Here is a 23,082-nt window from a genome sequence, read left to right as displayed (position 1 = left end):
AGCATGAAGCCGCTTGATAGCTACAGCGATCCGGAGACCTGGCTCGCGGACTTGAAAAAAGAGTTCTCGACGCTGCAGGAGAAGGGCCAGCAGGCGAAAGAGGCCCTGCAGCAGTCCCACGGCACCGGGGTCGCGGCGAACGGCGAGGTGACTGTGGTCGTCGGGCAGGGCGGCCAAGTGCAGTCGTTGAACCTCACCGACAAGGCGCTCCAGCTTGGCCCGACAAAGCTCTCGCAGGCGATCCTCACGGCGCTGCGCAAGGCGCAGAACAGCGCGATCGACTCGGCTCGGGAAGCGGTGTCCGGCCTGGTCGGGGAAGAGAAGTCGCATGAGCTTCTCGACCGCTACCGGCTGCCGGACGAAGACGAAGAGGACTCCGGCCCGCAGGCCGGGGCGGGCGCCCCGGCGGCTTCGGACGACGACCCGGAGGGCCGGTCGAGCTCGGCGTGGGTGCGCAAGGACGACGACCACAAACGGTGGTGACCTGCCCAGGATCGATCGAGACAGGGCAGATCGAGACAGGGCAGATCCAGACAGGGCAGATCCAGACAGGACAGATCCAAACAGAAAGGGAGAGCGATGGGCTTCAGTGTTGACCCGGACGCCATTCGCGACAACGCGCAGAGCCTTCGGGACATCAGCGACGGGTTCGGGACGATCGGCGAGTCGGGCAAGAACACCGACCTCGGCATGAATGTGTTCGGCGTCCTCGGGCAGCCGTTCGCGGCGGTGCTTCGCCTGGTGACCAAGGCCGCGGGCAGCGGCATCGAGTCGTACGGCAAGATCATCGGTCACACCGCCGAGCAGTTGGACAAGGCTGCGGAGCAGATCGACCGGCGCGACGAAGAGGCTGCGGACTACTTGGCGCAGTGATGCTCGGCGCGCTGGGATAACGTTGGTGGCATGAAAGCCGATCCGAAGGCCCAGCGCGAGCTGCTCGACGTCGTTGCGCTCGACACGCAGGTGCGCCAGCTGAACCACCGTTTGCACGCCATTCCCGAAGCGGAGCGGCTCGCGAACGCCAAAGCCGCCGCGAGGACGGCAGCCGACGAGGCGGCCGTCGTCGCGATGCGGATCGAGGACGTGGACCGGGAGATCGCCAAACGCGAGGGGGATGTCGACGCGGTCCGCAAGCGCGAGGAGCGCGACGAGCAGCTGCTCAAATCCGGCGCGTTGGACTCCAGGGTGCAGAACGACGTCCAGCACGAGCTCGGCAGCCTGCGCAAGCGCCAGGCCGTGTTCGAGGACGAGCTGCTCGTGCTCATGGAACAGCGGGAACAGGAGTTCGCCGCGCTCGCCGATGCCCAAACGCGCCGGTCTGCGGCGGACGAGGGGGCGGCTTCCGCGAGCACGGCGCTCGCGGAGGCCGAGGCGCGGCTGAAGGAGCAGCTCCACGAGGCCGCGGCTTCGCGGGAGGAGCACGTGTCCCGAGTGAAGGAGCAGCCCGGGGGGGACGATCTGCTGGGGCTGTACGAGCGGTTGCGGGCGCGCGGGGCCGCTGCGGGCAGGCTGGACGGGCGGCGGTGCGGCGCATGCAGGCTCGAGCTCACAGCGGTGGAGATGTCGCAGATCTCCTCCTCCGCGCCCGACGACGTGGCGCGGTGCCCGGAGTGCGAGGCGATCCTGGTCAGGACGGGGTCGTAATGAGGGTGGTCGTCGAGGCGGACGGCGGGTCTCGGGGCAACCCCGGCCCTGCCGCATATGGCGCTGTGGTGCTCGACTCCGAGGGCCCGGCGGCGCAGGTGCTCGCGCAGCGGGCCGAGCGCATCGGGCACGCCACGAACAACGTCGCCGAGTACAGGGGGCTGATCGCCGGCCTCGAAGCCGCCAAAGAGATCGGCGCGCGCCACGTCGCGGTGCGGATGGACTCGAAGCTGGTCGTGGAACAGATGTCGGGCCGGTGGAAGGTCAAGCACGCGGATATGCGGGAGCTGGCGAGCCAGGCGGCGGCCGTGAGCCGTGTTTTCGACGCGGTGAGCTACACCTGGGTGCCCCGGGAGCAGAACAAGCGGGCGGACGCATTGCTCAACACGGTGCTCGACGGCGCGGTGTTGGATATTGGAAAACGGATCGACGAGGCCCCGAGGCAGCGGCAAGCCCCGCAACAGCAAGCGGTGCAGCAGACGCTGGAGGCCGTCGCGGCGCAGCCTGCCGCCAGCTGGGAGCCGCCGAAGTCCTCGTCGACCCGGCTGATCCTGGTCCGGCACGGGGAGACCGAGGCCTCCCGGGTGTTCCGCCAATGCGGGCGGTCGGACCTCCCGCTCACCGCCACGGGGATGTCGCAAGCGCGCGCCGTCGCCCGCCGGATCGGATCGCGCGACGCCGTCGCGCAGGTCTACTCCTCGCCGCTGCTTCGGACTATGCAGACCGCGACGGCGGTGGCCGACGCGCTCGGCCTGCCCGTGCGCACGGACGAGCGGCTCATCGAGATGGACTTCGGCGAGTGGGAGGGGCTCACCGGCCAGGAGATCCAGGCCCGCGATCCCGAGCTGCGCGACCAATGGCTCTCCGACCCCACGACGACGGCGCCGGGCGGGGAGAGCTTCGCCCAGGTGGCGGCGCGTGTGGGCGCGTTCGTCGACGAGGTGGTCGAGAAGCATCCCGGCGAGAACATCGTCCTGGTCTCCCACGTGACCCCGATCAAGCTCACGCTCAAGTCCGCGCTCGGAACCGGCTGGGAGCTTTTGACGAGGCTGTTCTTAGACGTGGCCTCGTTGTCGGTCGTCGAGTTCGCCGCCTCCGGCCGCAGCTCGGTCCGATTGGTCAACGACATCTCGCACTGGCAACGCTGAGTCTGGGAGAGCCAGGGAGTTATGTGGCGTATTCTTTCCTGTGCGGCGAGCTGGCTAGGCGGTCGCGGCTTCGGAGACAGGCGCGCCGGTCGTGCCCAGTCCGAGGTCGAGGAAAGTCCGGACTCCACAGAGCATGGTGGTTGCTAACGGCAACCCGAGGCGACTCGCGGGAAAGTGCCACAGAGAACAGACTGCCGGCACATGGCTTGCCATGGAGCCGGTGAGGGTGAAACGGTGCGGTAAGAGCGCACCAGCGCCCCGGGTGACCGGGGCGGCTCGGTAAACCCCACCTGGAGCAAGGTCAAATGCCCGCACCCTCGCGGTGCGGGTGCGCAGGCGTTCGAGGGCTGCTCGCCCGAGCTTGCGGGTAGACCGCATCAGGCGTCCGGCGACGGGCGTCGCAGATGGATGGCCGCCCACGACAGAATCCGGCTTATCGGCCAGCTCGCCCGCACTTCCCCTTCTCGTGCCGCCGCGCCCGGCGGTCCGTCCACCGCCCTTATCGACAGTTGTGTCCGTTACAGTGTCTGGCATGAGTGATTACGATTACGATTACGATGTCGTTGTCGTCGGATCCGGCTTCGGCGGGAGCGTCGCCGCGCTGCGGCTCACCGAGAAGGGCTACCGGGTCGCCGTGTTGGACATGGGGCGGCGCTGGAAGCCCTCGGACTTCCCGCCGAACAACTGGCACGTGCGCAAGGCGATGTGGGCGCCTGGCCTCGGCTGTTTCGGGCCGCAGCGGCTCACGGTGCTGGGGAAGACGTTCATCGCGAGCGCGGTCGGGGTCGGCGGCGGGTCCCTCATCTACGGCAACACGCTGTACGAGCCGTTGGCGGGGTTCTACGCGGACAAGCAGTGGTCGCATATCTTCGACTGGAAGGCCGAGCTCGCGCCGTACTACGACCAGGCGAGACGGATGCTCGGCGTGGTCACGACCCCGCACACCACCCCGCCCGACGAGGTCCTGCTGTCCGTGGCGCGGGACCTCGGCGTCGAGGACACCTACCACGCCACCAACGTCGGCGTGTTCTTCGGCGACGAGCCGGGCAAGACGGTCGACGACCCCTTCTTCGGCGGCGCGGGCCCGGCCCGGACCGGCTGCGTCGGCTGCGCGCAGTGCTTCACGGGCTGCCCGCACAACGCGAAGAACACCACCGAGACCAACTACCTGTATCTCGCGGAGCGCGCAGGCGCCGAGATCCACCCGTTGACGATGGTCACGGACGTGCGGCCGCTGGACGGCGCCGAGGGGTACACGGTGCGCACGAAACGGACGGGCCGCTGGGTCCGTCGGCAGGAGCGCGACTTCACCGCGCGCCACGTGGTGTTCTCGGCGGCTTCGTTGGGGACCCAGCGGCTGCTGCACAAGCTGAGGGACACCGGCTCGCTGCCGAACTTGTCGCCGAGGCTCGGCGAGCAGACGCGCACCAACTCCGAAGAGGTGCCGGTCGTCTACGCCCCCGGGCGCGACGACTTCGCCCAAGGGGTGGCCATCACGTCGTCGATCCATCCCGAGCCCGACACGCACGTCGAGGTGTGCCGATACGGCAAGGGCTCCAACTTCATGAGCCTGATGCGGACGGACATGGTCGACGGCGGGCCGTGGCGGCTCGCGCGGACGGCGCTCGCGATGCTGCGCCGCCCGGACCGGGTGCTGCGCGCGGTGTTCCCACGGGGCTCCTCCGAGCGCTCGATCATCGTGCTGGTGATGCAGTCGAAGGACAACTCGTTGACCACGTACCGCAAGCGCGGGCTGTTCGGGGCACGGATGACCACCAAGCAAGGCTCCGGGGAGCCGAACCCGGACTGGATCCCCGTCGCGCACGACATCGCGCGCCGCATGGCGGAGAAGGTCGACGGATACACCAACAGCACCTATTTCGACGCGCTGAACATCCCGCTCACCGCGCATTTCATCGGCGGCTGCCCGATCGGCGACTCGCCGCAGACCGGCGTCATCGACCCGTACCAGCGTGTCTACGGCCATCCTGGCCTGCATGTGTCCGACGGCTCGGCGATCTCGGCGAACCTCGGGGTGAACCCGTCGTTCACCATCACGGCGCAAGCCGAGCGCGCGATGGCGTTCTGGACCAACAAGGGAGAGGACGACCCGCGCCCTGGGCTCGGCGAGCCGTACCAGCGCATCGCGCCGGTTCGCCCGGGCCTGCCGGCCGTGCCCGGCACGGCCCCAGGCGCGCTCCGATTGCCGCTGACCCCGATCTAGTCGGCGGCCGCCGTGGGCCGGGGCTTCTTGGCGATCACGAACGCCTGGGCGGCGGTCTCGCGCTGCGCGATATCGCGTTCGCGCTTGGCGGTGGCGAAGACGTCGAATCCGGCGCCGCGCAGCGCGGCGTGGACCGCCGCGACCTCGTGCCGGAGGAACCGGAGCGAAATCCGGCGCCCGAAGGCCTCGTCGAGGTCGAGCGTCGGGGCCTCGGTCTGGAACGCGAGGAGCAGCCAGCCGCCAGGGGCGAGGACGCGGCCCAGCTCCGCGAACAAGGCGCCCAGCCCGGCGGCGGGGGTGTGGATGATGGAGTACCAGGCGCACACGGCGTGGAACGCCGCGTCCCCGTGCGGCAACGCCGTCATGTCCCCGACGGCGAAACGCCGTCCGGGGAGCCGCTCCTCGGCGAGCGCCGCCATCGCGGGCGACGCGTCGACCCCTTCGACGGCGAGGCCCGCCTCGGCAAGCACCACGGCGGCATGCCCTGGGCCGCAGCCGGCGTCGAGCGCCGTGCTGCCGCCCGAGGCGGCGACGAGTCGGGCGAAGCCGGTCAGCACTGCCCGGTCGAACGGCTTTCTTTCCAGCTCGTCCGCGCACGCGTCCGCGTAGTCGCGTGCGATGAGATCGTAATCCGCCAGATCCATGGCTACCCCGTGAACGCTTGGAACCCTGCGCCGGGCTCGCCCGACCCGATGGCGGCGAGGACGGCGTCGATATTGGTGCCGCGCTCCGTGGCGCAGTCGTTGCTCTGCGGGTCCTTCATCACGACTGTGACGAGGCCGACGATGCGGCCGTCCTTGAACACCGGGGCTCCGGAGTCGCCCTCGTCCGCGCAGAGTGACGCGGCATGCTCCGCGCCTTGCGCGGAGGTGACGGTCCCGCAGCTGAGGCCGGTCGTGCGGCCCGCCTTGCACACCTTGTCTCCGACCTGCGGCCTGCCGCTCGCGTCCGTGACATCGGCCTCGTGGCCCTTGGCGCGGATCTTGGCGCTCGGCACGACTTTGTCCGGGTCGAACTCGATGACCGCGAAGTCGAGGTCCTCGACCCACGGGTGCGCGGTGTCCCCGGTCATGGGCAGGCTCATGTCGTGCTCGACTTTGACGATCCGTCCGACCGGGCCGAGCTCGGAGACGTTCTCGGGGTACACGATCTTGCCGGTGACGGAGCAGTGCCCTGCGGTGATGCCGACGAGCCGTCCCGTGTTGTCGTGGCCGATGGCGGTGAGCGTGCACAGCTCCGCGTTGACCTGGCGGCCGGGGGCGGGCGGAGTCGCGACGAGCGCGAGCGCCGATCCCGGGCCGAGCATGATCTGGCTCGGCTCCGCGAACGAGGATGGGACGGGCAGGGCCAAGGCTCCGACGAGGGACAATACGGAAGCCGCAGCTGCGAGACGGCGGGCCATGGGGGTCTCCGTTCCTTGCGGTTGCACGACGATGGGCTGCGCCAAGGCTACCCGTTCATCGAGCTTCTGTCGGAATGTGACACCGGCGTTACGGTTGACGCGACACGCCGACGTGAACATGACAGAAGCATAAAGAAGAATCTTCGGACTTGACCAGACGTCGGACACCATGTGTAATCACACATGTGTCATTTGGAAGTAAAGCCGACGGAATGAACGTCGCGGCTCTCAATGGGACACGCACACAGACAAACAGCAGTAGATCATCCGTTCGAGACCATGTCAACCAGGCGCGCCGCTGCGGCGACGGCTCGGTAACGCTGACGAGAGACTAGCCGAGGGACCACATGAAAGACTCGCTTGACATCACACAACAGATCTTCCTCGCCATAGCAGAGGAAGAAGGCACAGGGCAGTGGCAGGAGAACGCGCTGTGCGCCCAGACCGACCCCGAGGTCTTCTTCCCGGAGAAGGGCGGCTCGACCCGGGAGGCGAAGCGCATCTGCTTGAACTGCGACGTCAAGGACGAGTGCCTGGAGTTCGCGCTGCAGAACGACGAGCGCTTCGGGATCTGGGGCGGACTGTCGGAGCGCGAGCGGAGGCGCCTGCGGCGTCGTCTCGCCTGATTTCGCCAACAACCGACAAGGCGCTTCCGCCTGAGGGCCAACCCCTTTAATAGTCGTACGTCGTGCCCTCGGGGTCGATCGCCTCTTCGGTGAGCCCGAGGTAGGTCGCGATCTGGCGGACCAGGACGTGGTGCAGCAGGTCGACGAGCTCGTCGGTGTCCTCGGCCCGGTCTTCGAGCGGCCTGCGGAACAGCACGACGCGAGCGCGGGTGTGCCTGCCTGCGAGATCCACCCCGGCCGGAATGAGCCGGGCGAGCGGCACCGGGCCGTCCGCCGTCACTTCGGGGGGCCACTGCACGAACTGCTGGTTCAGCGGGTGCATCCGGGGGACTTCGTCCACCGCGACGTCCAGCCCCACGAGGTGGTCGTGCCAGCGTTGGTCGATGGGGGAGAGGGCCTCAAGCACGAGCGAGTCGAATTTCTCCCGTTTGCTGCGCCATGCCGGAAGCTGCTGCGGCACCAGGTCGCCGCGCAAGTCGCGTCCTCGCCGGTTGGCCCGTCGGGTGAGGCGCCCCGAGAGCCCCGTGTTCTGGACCGCTTGGCCCGGACCGGTCTGGCGTGGCCGCTGGCGACGCTGGTTCTTAGGCGCTTGAGGGCTGTGCGAAGGTCGAGCCGTCATCGCTTTATTGTAATCCCTTCCGAGCGGATTGATACCGACACTGTCACAGTCGCGTCGCGTCGCGCTCTCGACGACTCGCGTTTCAGCGCGGCGCCCGCTAGGCTAACCACCCGTGAGGATTCCACGCCGCTGCTCCAGGCCCGGTTGCAAGATGCCTGCCGTCGCGACATTGACTTACGTGTACGCCGAGTCCACGGCGGTGGTGGGCCCGCTCGCCACGAACACCGAGCCGCACGCGTGGGATCTCTGCGAGAACCACGCGCAGCGGATCACCGCGCCGAAGGGCTGGGCGATGATGCGCTGCGAGGGCTCTTTCACCGCGGTGCACGCGGAGGACGACGATTTGACGGCGCTCGCCGAGGCGGTCCGCGAGGCGGGCCGGGGCGAGCGGAAGTCCAAGGCGAAAGCCAAACCGGAGCCAGTGGCCACGGTCGCGACGGGCAGGCGGGGGCATCTCCGCGTCGTGCCGGACCCGGTTGAGTCGGAGTGAGCGGCGGACAGCGGGGAGCGCACTCCCCAGAAGCTATTGCCGCTGTGATCAAGGCCTACGACGTGCGGGGTCTCGTCGGGGAGCAAATCGACGAGACTCTGATCTCGGACCTCGGGGCTGCCTTCGCCCAGCTCATGCGGGCCGAAGGCGCGACGAGCCTCGTGATCGGCTACGACATGCGCGACTCCTCCCTCCCGCTCTCGGACGCGTTCGCGCGCGGAGCCGTCGAGCAGGGCCTCGACGTGACCAGCATCGGCCTCGCCTCCACCGACGAGCTGTACTTCGCCTCGGGGATTTTGGACCGGCCCGGCGCGATGTTCACCGCGAGCCACAACCCGGCGAAATACAACGGTGTGAAGCTCTGTCGGGCGGGCGCGAAGCCGGTCGGCAAAGAGACGGGCCTCGACCAGATCTCCAAGGCGCTGATCGCGGGCGTGCCGGACGGAGGCGGTGTCGCCCCCGGCGAGTGCTCGGCTAAAGACGTGCTCGTCGAGTACGCGCAGTACTTGCGCGACCTCGTCGGCCTTTCCGCCATCCGCCCGCTGACCGTCGTGGTGGACGCGGGGAACGGCATGGCCGGGCACACCGCGCCCGCAGTGCTCGAACCGATCGAAGGCCTCACGATCATCCCGCTGTTCTTCGAGCTCGACGGCAATTTCCCGAACCACGAGGCGAACCCGCTCGACCCGAAGAACATCGTCGACTTGCAGGCGAAGGTCCGCGAGACCGGCGCGGACCTCGGCCTCGCCTTCGACGGCGACGCGGACCGCTGTTTCGTGGTGGACGAGCGCGGCGAGGCGATCTCGCCGTCGGCGATCACGGCGCTGGTCGCCGAGCGCTCCCTTGAGAAGAGCCCCGGCTCGGTCGTCATCCACAACGCCATCGTGTCCCGCGCGGTCCCCGAGCTGGTGCTCGAACGCGGCGGCGTCCCCGAGCGGACCAAAGTCGGGCACTCGTTCATCAAGCAGCGGATGGCGGAGACCGGCGCGGTCTTCGGCGGGGAGCACTCCGCGCACTACTACTTCAGCGATTTCTGGGGCGCGGACTCCGGCATGCTCGCAGCGTTGCACGTGCTCGCGGCCCTCGGCGGCTCGGCGGGGACGGCTTCGGAGCTCATGGGCGGCTACGAGCGCTACGCGGCCTCCGGCGAGATCAACTCGACCGTCAGCGACGCGAAAGCCGCCATCGCGCGGGTGCTCGAGCGCTTCGCCGGGCGGGCCAAGTCCGTCGACGAGCTCGACGGCGTGACGGTGGACCTCGGCGACGGCGCGTGGTTCAACTTGCGCGCCTCGAACACCGAGCCGCTCTTGCGGTTGAACGCCGAGGCCCAGGGCCGCGCGGAGGTCGACACGGTCACGCAAGAAGTGCTCAGCGTGATTCGGGGAGAGTAGCGTCCGGTTCGCTCAGCCCTTGGCGAAATTCCCTCGCTGAGCAGCTTTTTCTATGAGTAATCCAAGGTTTTTCTGCTATCCTGCCAGCATGACAGGGATGGTTGGCCTGACGAACGCCCCCGCCGCGGACCGCGCGGCGATGGTGTTGTTCGAGGTCGCAGCCCACGGCGGAGCGCAGGCCCGCGCCATCGGCGCGGCGGCCTCCGGCGGCGCGCTCGGGGAGCTCGAATCCGTGCGGCCGAGGGCGCTCATCTCTCTTTCCGGATCAGGCGACGTGGGCCATGGGGCCGACGTGTTCGCCGCGGTCGCGGGCGCCGACTGGGACATCCCCGTGGTCCGCTCTCCCCGGCTGCCCTCCTGGGCGGGCCCGCTCGACGTGCTGTTGGTCGTCGGGGCGGACGCGGGGGACCCGTTGCTCGTCGAAGCCGTGGCAACTGCTTCCCGGCGCGGCGTGGCCACGGTGGTCTCCGCGCCGCTGGAAGGCCCGCTGCGAGCCGCCGCCGACAGCCGGGTGGTCGATCTCGCGCCCCGTCTCGCGGGCGGCGAGTCCTTCGGCTTCGTCCAATCTCTCGCGGCGCACATCGCCGTCGCCCGTGCGGTCCGCTCGTCGCGCGGCGGCTCGCTCGTCGACGTCGCCGCATTGGCCGACTTGATCGACGGGGAGATCTTTTTGGCCCACCCGTCCCGCCCGATTTTCGAGAACCCGGCCAGGGCGCTCGCGGAGCGGATGCGGGGACGGCGCGTCGTGCTCGCCGGGGACGGCCCCGCCGCCGTCGCCGTGGCGCGATACGGGGCCGACGTGCTCCTGCGCGTGGCGGGCGAGCCCGCGCAGGCGGCAGACCTCGCGACGGTCCTCGTTGCGGGCGAGCGGCTCGCTTCGGGCGGGCTCTCCGCCGACGCGGCGCTCTTCCACGACCCAGAGCTCGACGGCCCGTTGCCCGCAGCGTCGAGAGTGTTCGCGCTTTCCTCGGCCCGGAGCAAAGGGGATGTCGCGGCGCAGATCAGACGACTGCCGGACGCGGAGGTCCTCGTCGCGGAGGAGTCCGAGGCGGAGCAGCCGACGCGACGGTTCCCCCGGCAGGAGGAGTTCGCGGACGTGCCCCAGCTCGCCGTCCTCGCGCAGCGCCTCGCGCTCGCCTCGGTCTATGTGCGGTTGGACGAGGAACACTAATGCGCAGGCTGCACGGACAAATGCGGCATTACCCATGGGGTTCGCGCACGCATCTCGCCGAGCTCACCGGTCGGCCGGCTCCGAGCGCCGAGCCGGAGGCCGAGATCTGGTACGGGGCGCATCCGGCGGAGCCGTGCCTGCTCGGCGCGGGCGGCGACGAGGAAGGCCGGTCGCTCGCGGAGGCGATCGGCGCGGACCCGGCTGGCCAGCTCGGCGACCGCGTGGTCGATCAGTTCGGCCCGGAGCTGCCGTTCCTGCTCAAGCTTCTCGCCGCAGGCGAGCCCCTGTCCTTGCAGGCCCATCCTTCCGCGAGGCAGGCGCGGGAGGGCTTCGCGCGGGAGAACGCGTTGGGCTTGGCACTGGACGACCCGAAACGCAACTACAAAGACCCCCGGCACAAGCCGGAGCTTCTCGTGGCCCTCACCCGGTTCGAGGCGCTCGCCGGGTTCCTCGAGCCGAAGCAGGCGCTGGAGCAAGTGCGGCGCGTCGGGCTCGACCGGCATGCGCCGGAGACGGTGCTGCTGCGCGACGAGAACCTGCGCGGCCTCGTGCAGCAGTGGCTCGCCATGCCGGTGGACGGAGTCGCGCGCCGTGTGGCGGCCGTGCGCGAGCGGGGCGAGACCCCCGCGTCCGCGCTGGCGGAGCGCTATCCGCAGGACCCCGGCGTGCTCATCGCGCTGCTGCTCAACCATATCGTCCTCGATCCCGGCGAAGGCCTGTTCATCCCCGCAGGGGTGCTGCACGCGCATGTCGGGGGCCTCGGAGTCGAGATCATGGCGAACTCCGACAACGTCCTGCGCGGCGGGCTCACCACGAAGCATATCGACGTGGACGAGCTGCTCGACGTCACGGACTTCGACCCGACTCCGCCCGAATGCCTCGTGGTGCGCGGCGACGAAGGCCCCAAGACATTCCAATACCCCGTTTTGGCGGAGGAGTTCGGCCTGGCGACGACCCGCCTCGACGGGGGCGAGGCCCGCCGCGCGGTCGGCGGCTCCGGGCCGGAGGTCCTTCTCTGCGTCGCGGGCGAGGCGCAGATCGAGGCCGGAGGGGCGTGCGAGCGCATCAGGCCGGGCGAGGCGGTGTGGCGGCCTGCGGGCGAGAAAGAAACCATCATCACCGCTCGAACCGACGACACGGTCGTGTTCCGGGCCGGGGTGCCCGATAAGCTTTTCACCCATGTCAGCTGAGGGCAGCCGTAAGGCGATTATCGCGGCGTTGTCCGCAAATCTCGGCATCGCCGTGGCGAAGTTCGTCGGATTCGCGTTGACGGGATCTTCTTCGATGCTCGCCGAGGGCGTGCACTCCGTCGCGGACACCTCGAACCAGGCGTTGCTCCTCCGCGGGCAGGCCGCCGCGCGGCGCTCGCCCGACCCCGAGCATCCGTTCGGGTACGGCCGCTCGCGGTACTTCTACGCGTTCATCGTGGCGCTGGTCATCTTCCTGCTCGGCGCGGTGTTCGCGATCTTCGAGGGGATCGAGAAGATCCACGAGCCGCACAAGCTGGAGAACCCGTGGATCGCCGTGGCGATCCTCGGCGTCGCGGTCCTGCTCGAAGGCTATAGCTTCGCCACAGCGTGGGGCGAGTCCCGCAAGAGCATGGACGGCCAGTCGCTCTTCCAATTCGTCCGGCACACGCGCAACCCGGAGCTGCCGGTGGTCCTCTTGGAGGACGCCGGCGCGCTCATCGGCCTGGTCCTGGCGCTCGGCGGGGTCGGGTTGTCGCTGGTCACGGGCGACCCGGTGTGGGACGGGATCGCGACGCTCTGCATCGGCGTGCTGCTCGCGACCATCGCCTTGGTGTTGATCGTGGAGATGGGGAGCCTGCTGATCGGCGAGGGCGCCACCCCCGACCAGCAGCGCCAGATCCTGCTCGCGTTGCAGGAGGGGCCCGAGATCGAGCGCGTCATCCACTGTCGGACCCTCTACCTCGGCCCGGACGAGCTGCTCGTCGCGGCGAAGGTCGCAGTGCCGGGGAACACGGACCTCACGACGATCGCGAAGGCGGTGGACACGGTCGAGGCGCGGCTGCGCGAGCGGGTGCCCGAGGTCGATCTCATCTACATCGAGCCGGATGTGGACCGGCGCCGGTAGGCTTTCGGCATGGATGCCGAACCTGTCCTGCGGCTGCGTCCGCTGGAGCGCCCCGACCTGCCGTTCGTGCATCGTGTGGCGAACGACTCGCAGGCGATGTCGTATTGGTTCGAGGAGCCGTACGAGTCGCTGGCGGAGCTTGTGGACATCTACGAGCGGCACATCCACGATGTGCGGGAGCGTCGTTTCGTCATCGAGCACGACGGCCAGCAGGCGGGCATCGTGGAGCTGGTCGAGATCGACTACATCCACCGCAACTGCGAGTTCGCCATTGCCATCGTGCCGGAATTCCAGGGCCGGGGGCTCGCGTACGAGGCGACGCGGGCAGGGATACGCCACGCGTTCGACATCCTCAATCTGCACAAGGTGTATTTGATCGTCGATGTGGAGAACGTCAAGGCGGTCCACATCTACGAGAAGGTCGGTTTCGTCGCGGAAGGGGTGCTTCGCGAGGAGTATTTCGCCTCCGGCGGATACCGGGACGCGGTCCGGATGGCGATTTTCCAGCGGGACTACTGGGCGCAGGCGTAGCGGCTCAGCCTGGGCTGGTGAGGTAGTGCTGGCCGGTTGGGCTGGTCCAGTGGACGGTTCCGTCGGGTGATTGTCGGTCTCGCCAGTGGCCGTGTGTTTTTGCTCTGGGGGCACCTCCCACGAGTTCTGCGAGTGGGGGAGGGTGGTGTCGGCAGAGTCTCTTGAGATTGTCTGGTGTGGTTTGTCCGCCTTTTTGTGGATCCTCATGGTCGAATGGGATGTGGGGGTACCGCCCGCGGCCCCCTCGGGGCCGTGGGGGAGGGTCTAACTCGGTGCGGGCTCTTCGGTGGCAGCCGGGGAATCGGCAGTGCTGGTCTCTGGTGTTGACGTGGGTTTCGACTGCTGAAGTTGGCTTGTATTGTGCGGGATCAGTGGTGAAGCGGATGCGTTTGGCGGCTTTCGCCAACATGTGCGCGAGGTCCGCGTCAATCGGGGCTCCGTCCAGGAGCGCGGGGAGTTCTTCGTGTTTGACCAGCGCCGGCAGTTGCACGACGAGTTCGATGTTCTTGGGGTGGCGGGCTGGCCGTGCGGCTGTTTGGCAGGTGTCTCGTCCGCATTCGCAGACGAGTTGGTGCTCGCCGCGTGCGAGTGCGGCTAATGCGTCGCTGTGCCGGGCGAAGAGGGGACGCGGATCGTCGGGGCACACCGTGCGCGCGATGGCATCGAGGCGTTCGCGCAACTCTGCTGCCGCTTCGAGCGGCATGGTGCCACGCAAATCCGCCATGCCGTCGTCCCCCACTCGCAGAGCTCGTGGGAGGTGCCCCCAGACGGGGGTGATGGTGAAGGAGCGTTGTTTCCTCGCTCTTTCCCGCCGCCGCTTGCACCAGTCCGGGTCGAGCCGCAAGTACTGGGCCTCCATCAATTGCGAGATCTTCCCGTACGAGCACATCCGCCAGCGCGGTGCCTGCACGGCGAGCCACGCGTCCAGCTCCTCCCGACAACCCGAAGGAGCGAAACCCAAGTTCTCCCCGATGTACCGGGCGGCTTTCGCAGTGACCTCGGCCGCCGCCAGCTTCGCCCCGAGCTTCGGGTAGTTCACCGTCATATCCTCCGCGAACGACAACATGGCTTCTGCCCCGCGCGAGGAGACCCCAACGCCGGGCCCAGCTCCAACAACACTGCCTCACGAGTCGCGAAGGAGAAGATGCCTTTTCCAGCTTGGCGCTCCTCCACGATCTGGCGCTGCGCCACCTCCTCGGCGATCCTCGCCACCAGCACGGCCTTCGCGAGAGCAGCAGGGACTCCTCGCGCTCCACATCCGCAAGCGCGGCAAGCAGATCCTTCACCGCCGAACCGGTTCCCGCCACACTGTCCATACGTTCGATTATAATCGAAAACACCAGGCAGGGCAAGGAAAATTATGAAAAATATTGCTCAGGAGAGCGCTGCGGCCCGCGACTGCATTGCGCCGATGAGTTTGCCGAGCGGCGCCCCGGTCGGGGCGTACTCGCAGACCTTCGCCTGCAGGACGAGGTTGCCGTGGGCTTCGCTCGCGAAGTCGCATTGCCAGTTCGCCTCTTGCGTCTCGTCCTTGTGCCACGTGGTCTGCGGGCCGGCCACGAGGCCCTTGAACGCCCAGTGCTCGGGATCGCTGCCGCCTGCGGGGAAAGTCATCTCGATGGGCGTGCCGAGCTTGAAGCACTGCTGCACGGCGGAGACGGCCTTGCTTTGGACTGCGGCGGCTTCGGCGGCGCTGTCGAAGACCCCGACGACCTGTTTGACGAAATAGCCGCCCTTCTCCGGCTTGTCCCGCATCAGCGAGATCCGGAAGCCCGAGAGGCCGTCGCCGCCGAACTCCGAGGGCAGTCCGATATCCGCCGCCGCCACGCAGCCGGGCGTGTCGGTCTCGAAGTCCTGGTACGGCTCGGCGGAAGGGTTGTCCATGGCGACCGGGGCTCCGACAGCCGTCCTGACCTCGTCGACGGAGAGCAGGATCCGGGGGATGTCGTCCGGGGTCGCGGGCGCGGCTGCGGCGCTCGGCGCGACCGCGCAGGCCGAAACCAGCAGAGCGGCAATCCCACGAACCGGAAACACGATCATGCCCGCAGATGGTAGCGGGCGTTGCTGGGCGCTAGTTGCCCGGCGCCTGCGCCTCGGGAGCCGTCGGCGGGATCCGTGCGGCCATGGCGTTCAACAGCTCGGTCGCAGGCCCCTTCGGCGGCGGGTTCCGCTCGCAGACAAGCGCTTGGAGCAGCGTGTTGCCCTGCGCTTGGCTGACGAGGCCGCATTGCCAGCCGTTCTCTTGGTTCTCGACCTTGCGCCACGAGAGTCGCTCGGTAGCGGCGTTCATGCTGGTGAACATCCAATTCCTGCCTGTGCTGCCAGGGGAGTCCGCGTTATCGGCGCGGTCGAGGCCCTGGGCCTTCAAGCATGCCGCGACGTGCGTGACGAGCTCGCCTTGCGCTGCGGCGGCCGCGGCCAAGCTGCCGAAGACGCCTGCCGCCTGTTTCACGATGTAGCGCCCCTCCGCCGAGTCGTCGCGGAGCAGCGAGCCGTGGAAGCTCGCGAGGTCGGGGCGCCCGAAAGTCTGAGGCGTCCCGATGTCCGCCGCGTCGGCGCAGGCGGGGAGGTCCGCCTGGAAATCGCGACGTGGCTGGCCGAACGGGCTCTCGGCGGTGAGCGGGATGGCGAGCAACGTGGCGGCTTCGGCGAGCGGCAGCACGATCTGGCTTGCGCTGTTCTCGGGCGCAGCGGAGGCCTGCGGCAGAACGGAGAGCGTCCCGGCGAGGCCGAGGACAGTCGCGCACGTCAGGTGAGCGCAGGACTTTCGGAGGCGGGGCAGCGTCATGCCCTCTGATGCTAGCCCTGCTCGGCGCTCGGGACCAGGGGCTGCGCCAACTGGGTCGGCTTGGTCCGCCCGCGCAGCACGATTTCCTCGCAGAGCTCCCATTTCGTCGCCTCGGACGGGGACGTGCCCGCCGCTTCCGTCGCCACGACGGCCGCGCGGGAGGCGAGCACCCTGCCGGGCTTGGTCTTCGCGAGCTCGCACAAACGCGAGGCCTCGTTCACCGGATCGCCGATCACCGTGTATTCGAACCGCTGGTCCGAGCCGATGTTTCCGGCGACCGCGACCCCGTACGAGACGCCGACGCCCGCCTGGATCTCGGGCACTTCCTTCCCGAGGCGGCGGCTGATCGCCCGCGCCGCCTGCAACGCGCTGCCCGAGGGGTCGTCCAAATGGGAGGGCGCGCCGAAGACCGCCAGCGCCCCGTCGCCCTCGAACTTGTTGATGAAGCCGCCGCGTTTGTCCACCTCGGCGACGACCACCTTGAAGAACCGGTTCAAGAGGCCGACCACTTCGATCGGGGGCCGCGTGGCCGCGATCGTCGTCGACCCGATGATGTCGACGAACAGCACCGCGACGTTGCGGTCTTCGCCGCCGAGCGCGGGGGCCTGCGCGAGCGCCGCGCGCGCCACCTCTTTCCCGACGTGCCTGCCGAAGATGTCGCGGATCTCCTCGCGCTCCTGCAGGCCCCTGGCCATGCTGTTGAAGCCGCTCTGCAGCTCGCCGATCTCCGTGCCGTCGTAGACGACGACCTGCGCGGCGAAATCGCCCTGTCCGATGCGCTTCATCGCGTTGCGCAGCCCGCTGATCGGCACAGTGATCGCCCGGATCGTGAGGTATGTGACGTAGAGGCCCGCGATGAGGGCGACAAGGCCGAGCGAGAGCACCACGACGGCGAGGCGCTGCTTCGACAGGGTGTCCACCGCCATCGCCTCGATGGCGAGGATCATGAGGACAAGGATCGGCACCGCCGTGGACAGCGCCCAGTACACGATGCTCCGGCGGGCGACCCCGGTGCGTTGGCGCAGCTGGACGGACTGGAGCGCGAGCGCGGCGATCGGGCGCAGCGAGAACTCGGTGAGCAGGTACGCCACCGTGCAGACGAGGATGGCGGAGAGCGTCGTGCCGAGCAGCACCTTCCCGATGAGCGCGGGCTCGATCAGCCCGAACAGGAGCGTGAAGAGCCCCGCGCCAGCCGCCCACAGGACGCCCTGCATCCGGGTGAGCCGCCAGGGGATCTGGAACACCCGTTGGACCTCGTCCTCGGTGGGCGTCTCCTCCGCGGTGGCCCAGTCCATCACTTTCAGGCTCTCGATCGTGCCGACGATCGCCCCGATCACGACGGCGAACGCGACGAACAGCGGCAAGGCGACGAAGTCGATGAGGAAGAAGTCGTGGCCGAAGATGCTCGGCCCCGGCAGCACCGCGCCGATCAGCACCGAGTCCAAGAACACGCCGCCGAGGTTCGAGATGATGATCGAGAAGGTCAGCAGCGCCTGCACGCGGATTCGGCGGATCCGGGCGTTCTCGTCCGGCTTGCCGAGCAGGCGCGAGCCGAGTGGCGCCGCGCTCGCTCGATCTTTGCTCATAGGGATGAGACTACCGGGGGAGCCTCGGCCCGGTACCATACGCTGCGTGCGTTTGGTGATTGCGACTTGCGAGGTCGAGTATGCGGGCCGCCTTTCGGCGCGCCTGCCCGCGGCGAAACGGCTCATCGTCGTGAAGGCCGACGGGTCTGTGCTCGTGCACTCCGACGGAGGCTCGTACAAGCCGCTCAACTGGATGTCCCCGCCGTGCTGGCGAACCGAGGGCGACGCGGGCTGGACGGTGGTGAACAAAGCGGGCGAGGAGCTGCGGATCACCTTCCTCGACGTCGAGCACGACTCCGACCACGAGCTGGGCGTGGACCCCGGACTGGTCAAAGACGGCGTGGAGGCGCAGCTCCAGGCGCTGCTCGCCGAGCGCCTCGAAGCGCTCGGACCTGGCCTCACCCTGATCCGAAGGGAGTTCCCCACCGCCATCGGGCCAGTGGACCTGCTCTGCCGGGACTCGGCGAACCAAGTGGTGGCGGTCGAGGTCAAACGCGTCGGCGAGATCGACGGGGTGGAGCAGCTGACCCGCTATCTCGAACTGCTCAACCGCGACCCGAAACTCGCTCCGGTCGCGGGCGTGTTCGCCGCGCAGAAGATCAAGCCCCAAGCCCGCGTCCTCGCCGAGGACCGGGGCATTCGGTGCGTCGTCGTGGACTACGGCTGGCTGCAGGGCCAGGACGACGCCGAGGGCAAGCTTTTCTGAGCCGAGCGCCGTTCAGCCGAGCGGCAGTCCGGCCCGGCGGGTAGAGTTCTTCCCACATGCGCACCTTCCTGGCCTCTCCGATGCGGATCGTCCTGGTGCTCGCCGCTGTCGCGCTGCTGGCCACGTCCGGGTATGTGTGGCAGTTGCGCGGCACGGACCCGGCCCCCGGCGCAGAGCAGGGCCATGTGCCCGAAACCGCCGCCCCCGAGTCCTGGATCCACACCGCCGACCGGTACACAGACGACCCTTATGCCCGCGTCTACCTGGGCAACGGGCGGATCGGCACGACGCTCGCCGGGGCGGGGCAGGGGTACGAGTCCTTCCCCGGCCGCTTCGGCTCCTACCCGCTGCTTGCCGAGCGGTACACGGGCACGTTCGTCGCGGGCTACTACAACCGCCTCGTCGTCACGGACGAGGTCGCGCAGTTCGGCGGCGACGAGGACATTGTGGCGCTCCCGGCCTGGTCCGGGCTGTCGGTGACGGTCGACGGCCACGAGTACACGCCCGGCGTGGACCCGGCGACGCTGTCGGGCTTCCGGCAGACACTCGACGAGAAGAACGCGGTCGCCACGACGCAGGTCGTCTGGACTCCGGACCCGGACCACGTCCTCGACCTCGCCTACCGGGCGCTCGTCTCGCGCGCCGAGCCGAATCTCGCGGTGATCTCGGTCGAGGTGAAACCCCGCTTCACGGGGCAGATCACCGTCGCCGACCGGATCGACGGGCGGGCTGTGCGGCGGGCGAAGCCCGAGCGCGAGACGACGGACCAGGCCGCGCTCACAAGCGCCGTCGTCGTCCGGGCCGACGGCGAGGGCGGCAGGCTCGCCGCCGTGTCGTCGGTGTTCCAACCGGCCCCTGGGTCGCAATCCGCGCCTGGGGCGCAGGCGGGACCCGGCTCCGCAGAGCTGGTCGTCGACGAGCGGGTCGAGCGCGGCCAGGCCTACACGTTCACGAAATACGTCGGGATCGCGACCGAGGACGACAGCCCGGACCCCGAAGGCTTCGCCCGCCGGGCGGCGGCGCATGGCGCGGGCGAGGGATGGGACAAGGTCCTCGCGGCGCATGAGCGGGAATGGGCGGACTTGTGGTCCGCAGACATCGTCACGCCTGGCGACAAGGATTTCCAGTCCTGGATCCACAGCTCGTTCTACGCCCTGTACTCCAGCGTCCGCGCAGGCGCCCGCTGGTCGGTGCCGCCTGCGGGCCTCTCTTCCGACGACTACGCGGGATGGCTCTTCTGGGACGCGGACACCTGGATCTTCCCGACTCTGCTCGCCACGCATCCCGAGCTCGCGAGGGCGGTGGTCGACATGCGGGCGGACGCGCTGGACCAGGCGAAGGCGAACGCGAAAGCCTTCGGCCACCAAGGCGCGGTCTATCCGTGGAACACCGGGCCCGCGATGCGCTGCCCGCCGAACCGCTACAAATGCGACTGGTACGAGGATCACTTGCAGAACGAGGTCGCCCTCGCGCAATGGCAGTACTACCTCGCCACCGGGGACCGGGACTGGCTCGCGCAGAAAGGCGCCCCGGTGATCGCCGCGATCGCCGACTACCTGGTCTCGCGGATCGGCCCGCCCGGCGACGACGGCCAGTACCACTACCGCAACGCGGCGGGCGCGGACGAGTACGTCGAGCAGATCGACGACCACGCGCTCACCGTGGTCGGCGCCAAGAACACGCTGCGACTGGCGCAGCGCGCCCGCGACATCCTCGGCCAACAGGGCGACCCGCAATGGGCTCAGACAGCGGACAGCCTCGCGATGCCCGCCGACATCGCGCCCGGCGTCCCCGCCGAATACGACGGCTACGCGGGCAAGCAGATCAAGCAGGCGGACACGGTGCTCTTGAGCTACCCCTTCGAGGACCACGACCAGGGCTATAGCGAGCAGGCCACGGTGGACTACTACTTCCCCCGGACCGACCCGACCGGGCCGAACATGACCAACGGCATGGGCGCGATCCTCGAAGCGCAGCTCGGCCAGCCCGGCTGCGCCACGGACACCTTCCTCGACCAGGCCGCGGGGCCCTACATCAAAGGCCCGTTCGACATGTCCGCCGAAGTCGCGCCGGACACCGCGGGCGGCAAGCTCGACCCCGTCTGGGGCCGCAACGAGGCCGCGTGGATCTTCGTGACCGGTCAGGCGAGCTTCTTGCAGGCGCTGCTGGTCGCGCCGACCGGGGCGCGTTTCGCCGAGGACGCGCTGCGGCTGAGCCCGATGCTGCCCAAGCGGTTCTCGCAGGGCCTGCGGATGACCGGCTTCGCCTATCGGGGAGCCGTGCTCGACATCGAGATCGGGCCGAAGGACACCACGGTGCGCCTCGCGTCCGGGGGCTCGGCGCAGATCGAGGTCCAGGACACGGCGGGGCAGAGCGAGAAGAAGCTGGTGGCCCCCGGCGAGCCGGTGACGCTCCCGACGCGCCGCCCGGACCTCGCGCAGAACCATGATCCAGAACAGAGCGACGACCTCGCGCTGTGCAGCCCGGTCTCCGCGACCGCCAGCGCGTACGACTCCTCGCCCGCCGCCGCTGTGGACGGCAGCGCCGCCACTGTGTGGCGCGCTGCGGGCGAGGAGGCTTTGCTCACCGTGGACCTGGGGGAGGAACGCCCGGTCCGCGAGATCTCGCTCGACTTCGGGCCGACGCCGCCGAAGGAGTACGACCTGGCGATTTACTCCGGCGGGGACGGTTGGACCGCTGTGGGCAAGCGTCCCCCGGCCGGGTCGCGGGCTCGGCTGGTGCGGGTGACGCTGCGCGGCGCGCCCCTGGCAGACGGCCCCACCGGCATCGGCAAAGGCTCGAAGCCGACCCTGTCCCTCGCGGAGCTCTCTGTGAAATAGTCCACGGACCCGGATCGCCGATTTTCATTAGGGTGAAGGCATGGCCAACACCTTGCTCGACCCCAAAGTCGCCACCGTCCTCGACCGGCTCTACGCGAAGGCTGAGTCGCAGATCCCGTTCCTGCGCTCGGGCGCGCTGCAGGCGAAGCTGGCCCCGTCGGCGAGCGCCCAGGAGGCCGCCGACGTGTTCGACGAGATATACATGGCGGTCACGCCCGCGACCGGGCGGCTGCTGTACTCGCTCGTCCGGGCGGCACGGCCCGCTGTCGTCGTCGAGTTCGGCATGTCGTTCGGGATCTCCGCGCTGCATCTTGCCGCAGCCGCGCGGGACAACGGCTTCGGCCGCGTTGTCACCACGGAGCTTTCGGAGAAGAAGATCGAGGCCTCGCGCGCCGTGTTCGCCGAGACGGGCCTGGACGACCTCATCGCCATCCTCGAGGGCGACGCGACGCAGACCCTGGCCGATCTCGCGGGGCCGGTCGACTTCGTGCTGCTCGACGGCTGGAAGGACCTCTACCTCCCAGTGCTGCAGCTGCTGGAGCCCCTGCTCGCCCCCGGCGCGTTGGTCGTCGCCGACAACACGGGGCTTCCTGGGCTGGAGCCGTATTTGGAGCATGTCCGGGACTCTGCCAACGGCTATGTGAGCTCGAACTTCGTGGTCCGGGGCGAGGACGGGATCGAGATCAGCTGCCGAGCGGGGTGACCGAGGCCCCGGGCGCTCCGACGCGGTGCTCGTTGACGCTGTGCTCATTGACACTGCGCTCATGAATACCGTGCTCGTTAATAAAGGCGACCCCCGCGAGAATGCCCGGGCGGTGCCGGAGGATCCGGTAGTGCGCCAGCCTGCCGAGCCCTTTGGTGGGCAGCAGGCGCGCCCCCGGCCAGGCCTCGGCGATCTCCTCGCTCGTCTCGTAGAGGCTGTCGAGGTCGTCGGGGTCGTGGATGAGCAGCAGCGGCGGATAGCCGGTCGCGGACGCGGCCCTCGGGATGTCGGTGTCGAACAGCGGGACGCCGAGCCGCTGGTCGAGGCGGCGGCGCAGCCGGTCCCGGATGCGAGGGCCGAAGCCGTGGCGGTGGGCGAACAGGTCGAGGTAGAGCGAGAAGTCGCCCATCGGGGCGAGGAAGACGAAACGCTCGACCGCCGCGCCCCGGCCCGCCGCGAGGACGGCGGCCTTGGCGCCGAGGGAATGCGCCACGACCGCGCGGGCGGGCCCGTGCTCGCGGATGACCGCCTCCACAGCCTTGCCGCACTCGACGATTGTCGTGCGGCCGGGCTTGAGCGCGCCGGACTCGGACTCGTTGTGGCTCGGCAAATCGAACGCGACGACCCGATGTCCCGCTTCGACGAGCGGTTTGACGAACATGCCCATGTGCGGGCGGCGGCCGCCCCAGCCGTGCACCAGGTACACCGTCGGCCCCTCGCCCCAGGACTCGCCCGCGATGCGGTGCCCCTCCCAACTGGCTTCGAGCGGTTCGCCCGCGGCGACGCCGGGCGGCATGCGCAGGTCCGACTCCATGACCGGGGGCGTGCACCACAGCTCGGCGGCCCATCTCGCCCCGAACGCGGGCGCGGCCTGCTCCAGATGCCCGAACGCCTGCTGCACCTCGGCGGCCACCGGCGGCTCGACCCCGGACCCGGTCACCTTCGGGGCGGGGACCGTCTCGGCCCCGGATGCTGCTCGCGTGCCATGTTCCATCACAGTCTCGGATTCTAGACTCGGCAGAACAGGTCGTCCGCCCGTCATGCGAGCAGGCCGTCGGGAAGGGCGATGCGACACACACTGCGCGGTGATTGTGACATAGGTTTCAGGAATGTGACATC

The 23,082-nt window shown here is 69.1% G+C and carries 23 protein-coding genes and 1 other RNA gene; 16 read left to right on the top strand and 8 right to left on the bottom strand.

The genetic code is table 11. From position 1 onward, the window contains the following. Nucleotides 1-3: 3 nt before the first annotated feature. The 6 genes from ACRC20_RS15060 to ACRC20_RS15035 all read left to right on the top strand — a co-directional run bounded on the left by ACRC20_RS15060 (nt 4) and on the right by ACRC20_RS15035 (nt 5,016). The gene (locus tag ACRC20_RS15060) at nt 4-483 is read left to right on the top strand and encodes a YbaB/EbfC family nucleoid-associated protein (RefSeq protein ID WP_438687197.1); all 480 of its coding nucleotides are present in this window, start codon (nt 4-6) and stop codon (nt 481-483) included. A 96-nt stretch (nt 484-579) separates the two neighbouring features. After that, a complete protein-coding gene (locus tag ACRC20_RS15055) occupies nt 580-873 on the top strand; it encodes a type VII secretion target (protein ID WP_438687196.1) in 294 nt (97 codons plus the stop codon). A gap of 30 nt (nt 874-903) precedes the next feature. Beyond that, nucleotides 904-1,644 carry a zinc ribbon domain-containing protein gene (locus ACRC20_RS15050; protein WP_438687195.1) on the top strand — a complete coding sequence of 247 codons (741 nt, stop codon included), beginning with the start codon at nt 904-906 and terminating at the stop codon, nt 1,642-1,644. After that, on the top strand, nt 1,644-2,792 hold the full coding sequence (locus ACRC20_RS15045) for a bifunctional RNase H/acid phosphatase (protein ID WP_438687194.1): 1,149 nt from the start codon (nt 1,644-1,646) through the stop codon (nt 2,790-2,792). The genes ACRC20_RS15050 and ACRC20_RS15045 overlap by 1 nt, the downstream gene beginning before the upstream one ends. Before the next feature lie 46 nt (nt 2,793-2,838). Further along, nucleotides 2,839-3,244: RNase P RNA component class A (rnpB, locus tag ACRC20_RS15040), an RNA gene on the top strand. An 80-nt stretch (nt 3,245-3,324) separates the two neighbouring features. After that, nucleotides 3,325-5,016, top strand: a complete 1,692-nt coding sequence (locus ACRC20_RS15035) for a GMC oxidoreductase (protein WP_438687193.1) — start codon at nt 3,325-3,327, stop codon at nt 5,014-5,016. Here the strand turns inward: ACRC20_RS15035 and ACRC20_RS15030 are convergent. Together ACRC20_RS15030 and ACRC20_RS15025 are read right to left on the bottom strand one after the other, a co-directional pair. Continuing rightward, nucleotides 5,013-5,660 carry a class I SAM-dependent DNA methyltransferase gene (locus tag ACRC20_RS15030; protein ID WP_438687192.1) on the bottom strand — a complete coding sequence of 216 codons (648 nt, stop codon included), beginning with the start codon at nt 5,658-5,660 and terminating at the stop codon, nt 5,013-5,015. The genes ACRC20_RS15035 and ACRC20_RS15030 overlap by 4 nt on opposite strands. 2 nt (nt 5,661-5,662) lie before the next feature. Then, complete coding sequence (locus tag ACRC20_RS15025; protein WP_438687191.1) at nt 5,663-6,418, bottom strand: S1 family peptidase; 756 nt, start codon at nt 6,416-6,418, stop codon at nt 5,663-5,665. 347 nt (nt 6,419-6,765) lie between these two features. Between ACRC20_RS15025 and ACRC20_RS15020 the strand changes: the two genes are divergently transcribed. Next, nucleotides 6,766-7,044, top strand: a complete 279-nt coding sequence (locus tag ACRC20_RS15020) for a WhiB family transcriptional regulator (RefSeq protein WP_007467164.1) — start codon at nt 6,766-6,768, stop codon at nt 7,042-7,044. 46 nt (nt 7,045-7,090) lie between these two features. Here the strand turns inward: ACRC20_RS15020 and ACRC20_RS15015 are convergent, their stop codons facing one another. Continuing rightward, nucleotides 7,091-7,663: a metallopeptidase family protein gene (locus tag ACRC20_RS15015; RefSeq protein WP_438687190.1), complete on the bottom strand. Its 573-nt coding sequence runs from the start codon at nt 7,661-7,663 to the stop codon at nt 7,091-7,093. 112 nt (nt 7,664-7,775) lie between these two features. Here ACRC20_RS15015 and ACRC20_RS15010 point away from each other — a divergent pair, with 112 nt between their 5' ends. The 6 genes from ACRC20_RS15010 to speG all read left to right on the top strand — a co-directional run bounded on the left by ACRC20_RS15010 (nt 7,776) and on the right by speG (nt 13,340). Beyond that, entirely contained in the window at nt 7,776-8,153 is a 378-nt protein-coding gene (locus tag ACRC20_RS15010; RefSeq protein ID WP_438687189.1) for a DUF3499 domain-containing protein, read from the top strand. Next, nucleotides 8,150-9,544, top strand: coding sequence for a phosphomannomutase/phosphoglucomutase (locus ACRC20_RS15005; protein ID WP_438687188.1), 1,395 nt, complete (start codon nt 8,150-8,152; stop codon nt 9,542-9,544). The genes ACRC20_RS15010 and ACRC20_RS15005 overlap by 4 nt, the downstream gene beginning before the upstream one ends. Before the next feature lie 88 nt (nt 9,545-9,632). Beyond that, nucleotides 9,633-10,715: a tobH protein gene (locus ACRC20_RS15000; protein WP_438687187.1), complete on the top strand. Its 1,083-nt coding sequence runs from the start codon at nt 9,633-9,635 to the stop codon at nt 10,713-10,715. After that, complete coding sequence (manA, locus tag ACRC20_RS14995) at nt 10,715-11,905, top strand: mannose-6-phosphate isomerase, class I (protein WP_438687186.1); 1,191 nt, start codon at nt 10,715-10,717, stop codon at nt 11,903-11,905. Before ACRC20_RS15000 ends, manA begins: the two co-directional genes overlap by 1 nt. After that, nucleotides 11,895-12,809: a cation diffusion facilitator family transporter gene (locus ACRC20_RS14990; RefSeq protein WP_438687185.1), complete on the top strand. Its 915-nt coding sequence runs from the start codon at nt 11,895-11,897 to the stop codon at nt 12,807-12,809. The genes manA and ACRC20_RS14990 overlap by 11 nt, the downstream gene beginning before the upstream one ends. Before the next feature lie 9 nt (nt 12,810-12,818). Next, complete coding sequence (gene speG, locus ACRC20_RS14985; protein WP_438687184.1) at nt 12,819-13,340, top strand: spermidine N1-acetyltransferase; 522 nt, start codon at nt 12,819-12,821, stop codon at nt 13,338-13,340. A gap of 4 nt (nt 13,341-13,344) precedes the next feature. Here the strand turns inward: speG and ACRC20_RS14980 are convergent, their stop codons facing one another. From ACRC20_RS14980 to ACRC20_RS14965, 4 genes are all read right to left on the bottom strand, one after another. Continuing rightward, entirely contained in the window at nt 13,345-14,379 is a 1,035-nt protein-coding gene (locus ACRC20_RS14980) for a DUF222 domain-containing protein (RefSeq protein WP_438687183.1), read from the bottom strand. A gap of 335 nt (nt 14,380-14,714) precedes the next feature. Then, nucleotides 14,715-15,380, bottom strand: coding sequence for a sensor domain-containing protein (locus ACRC20_RS14975; RefSeq protein ID WP_438687182.1), 666 nt, complete (start codon nt 15,378-15,380; stop codon nt 14,715-14,717). Between the two features lie 31 nt (nt 15,381-15,411). Continuing rightward, nucleotides 15,412-16,128 carry a sensor domain-containing protein gene (locus tag ACRC20_RS14970; RefSeq protein ID WP_438687181.1) on the bottom strand — a complete coding sequence of 239 codons (717 nt, stop codon included), beginning with the start codon at nt 16,126-16,128 and terminating at the stop codon, nt 15,412-15,414. Nucleotides 16,129-16,139: 11 nt separating this feature from the next. Further along, entirely contained in the window at nt 16,140-17,714 is a 1,575-nt protein-coding gene (locus tag ACRC20_RS14965; protein ID WP_438687180.1) for an adenylate/guanylate cyclase domain-containing protein, read from the bottom strand. 46 nt (nt 17,715-17,760) lie between these two features. Between ACRC20_RS14965 and nucS the strand changes: the two genes are divergently transcribed. The 3 genes from nucS to ACRC20_RS14950 are packed head-to-tail and all read left to right on the top strand — an operon-like array spanning nt 17,761 to nt 21,963. Further along, nucleotides 17,761-18,420 carry an endonuclease NucS gene (gene nucS, locus ACRC20_RS14960; protein WP_438687179.1) on the top strand — a complete coding sequence of 220 codons (660 nt, stop codon included), beginning with the start codon at nt 17,761-17,763 and terminating at the stop codon, nt 18,418-18,420. A 56-nt stretch (nt 18,421-18,476) separates the two neighbouring features. Continuing rightward, nucleotides 18,477-21,260, top strand: coding sequence for a glycosyl hydrolase family 65 protein (locus ACRC20_RS14955; RefSeq protein WP_438687178.1), 2,784 nt, complete (start codon nt 18,477-18,479; stop codon nt 21,258-21,260). Between the two features lie 40 nt (nt 21,261-21,300). Continuing rightward, nucleotides 21,301-21,963 carry an O-methyltransferase gene (locus ACRC20_RS14950; protein WP_438687177.1) on the top strand — a complete coding sequence of 221 codons (663 nt, stop codon included), beginning with the start codon at nt 21,301-21,303 and terminating at the stop codon, nt 21,961-21,963. Here ACRC20_RS14950 and ACRC20_RS14945 read toward each other — a convergent pair. After that, entirely contained in the window at nt 21,944-22,957 is a 1,014-nt protein-coding gene (locus ACRC20_RS14945) for an alpha/beta fold hydrolase (protein WP_438687429.1), read from the bottom strand. The two genes, ACRC20_RS14950 and ACRC20_RS14945, sit on opposite strands and share 20 nt — an antisense overlap. Nucleotides 22,958-23,082: the final 125 nt, after the last annotated feature.

It is taken from the genome of Segniliparus sp., from assembly GCF_051660745.1.
GTDB lineage: Bacteria > Actinomycetota > Actinomycetes > Mycobacteriales > Mycobacteriaceae > Segniliparus.
This window is presented reverse-complemented; position numbering and strand designations above follow the sequence as displayed.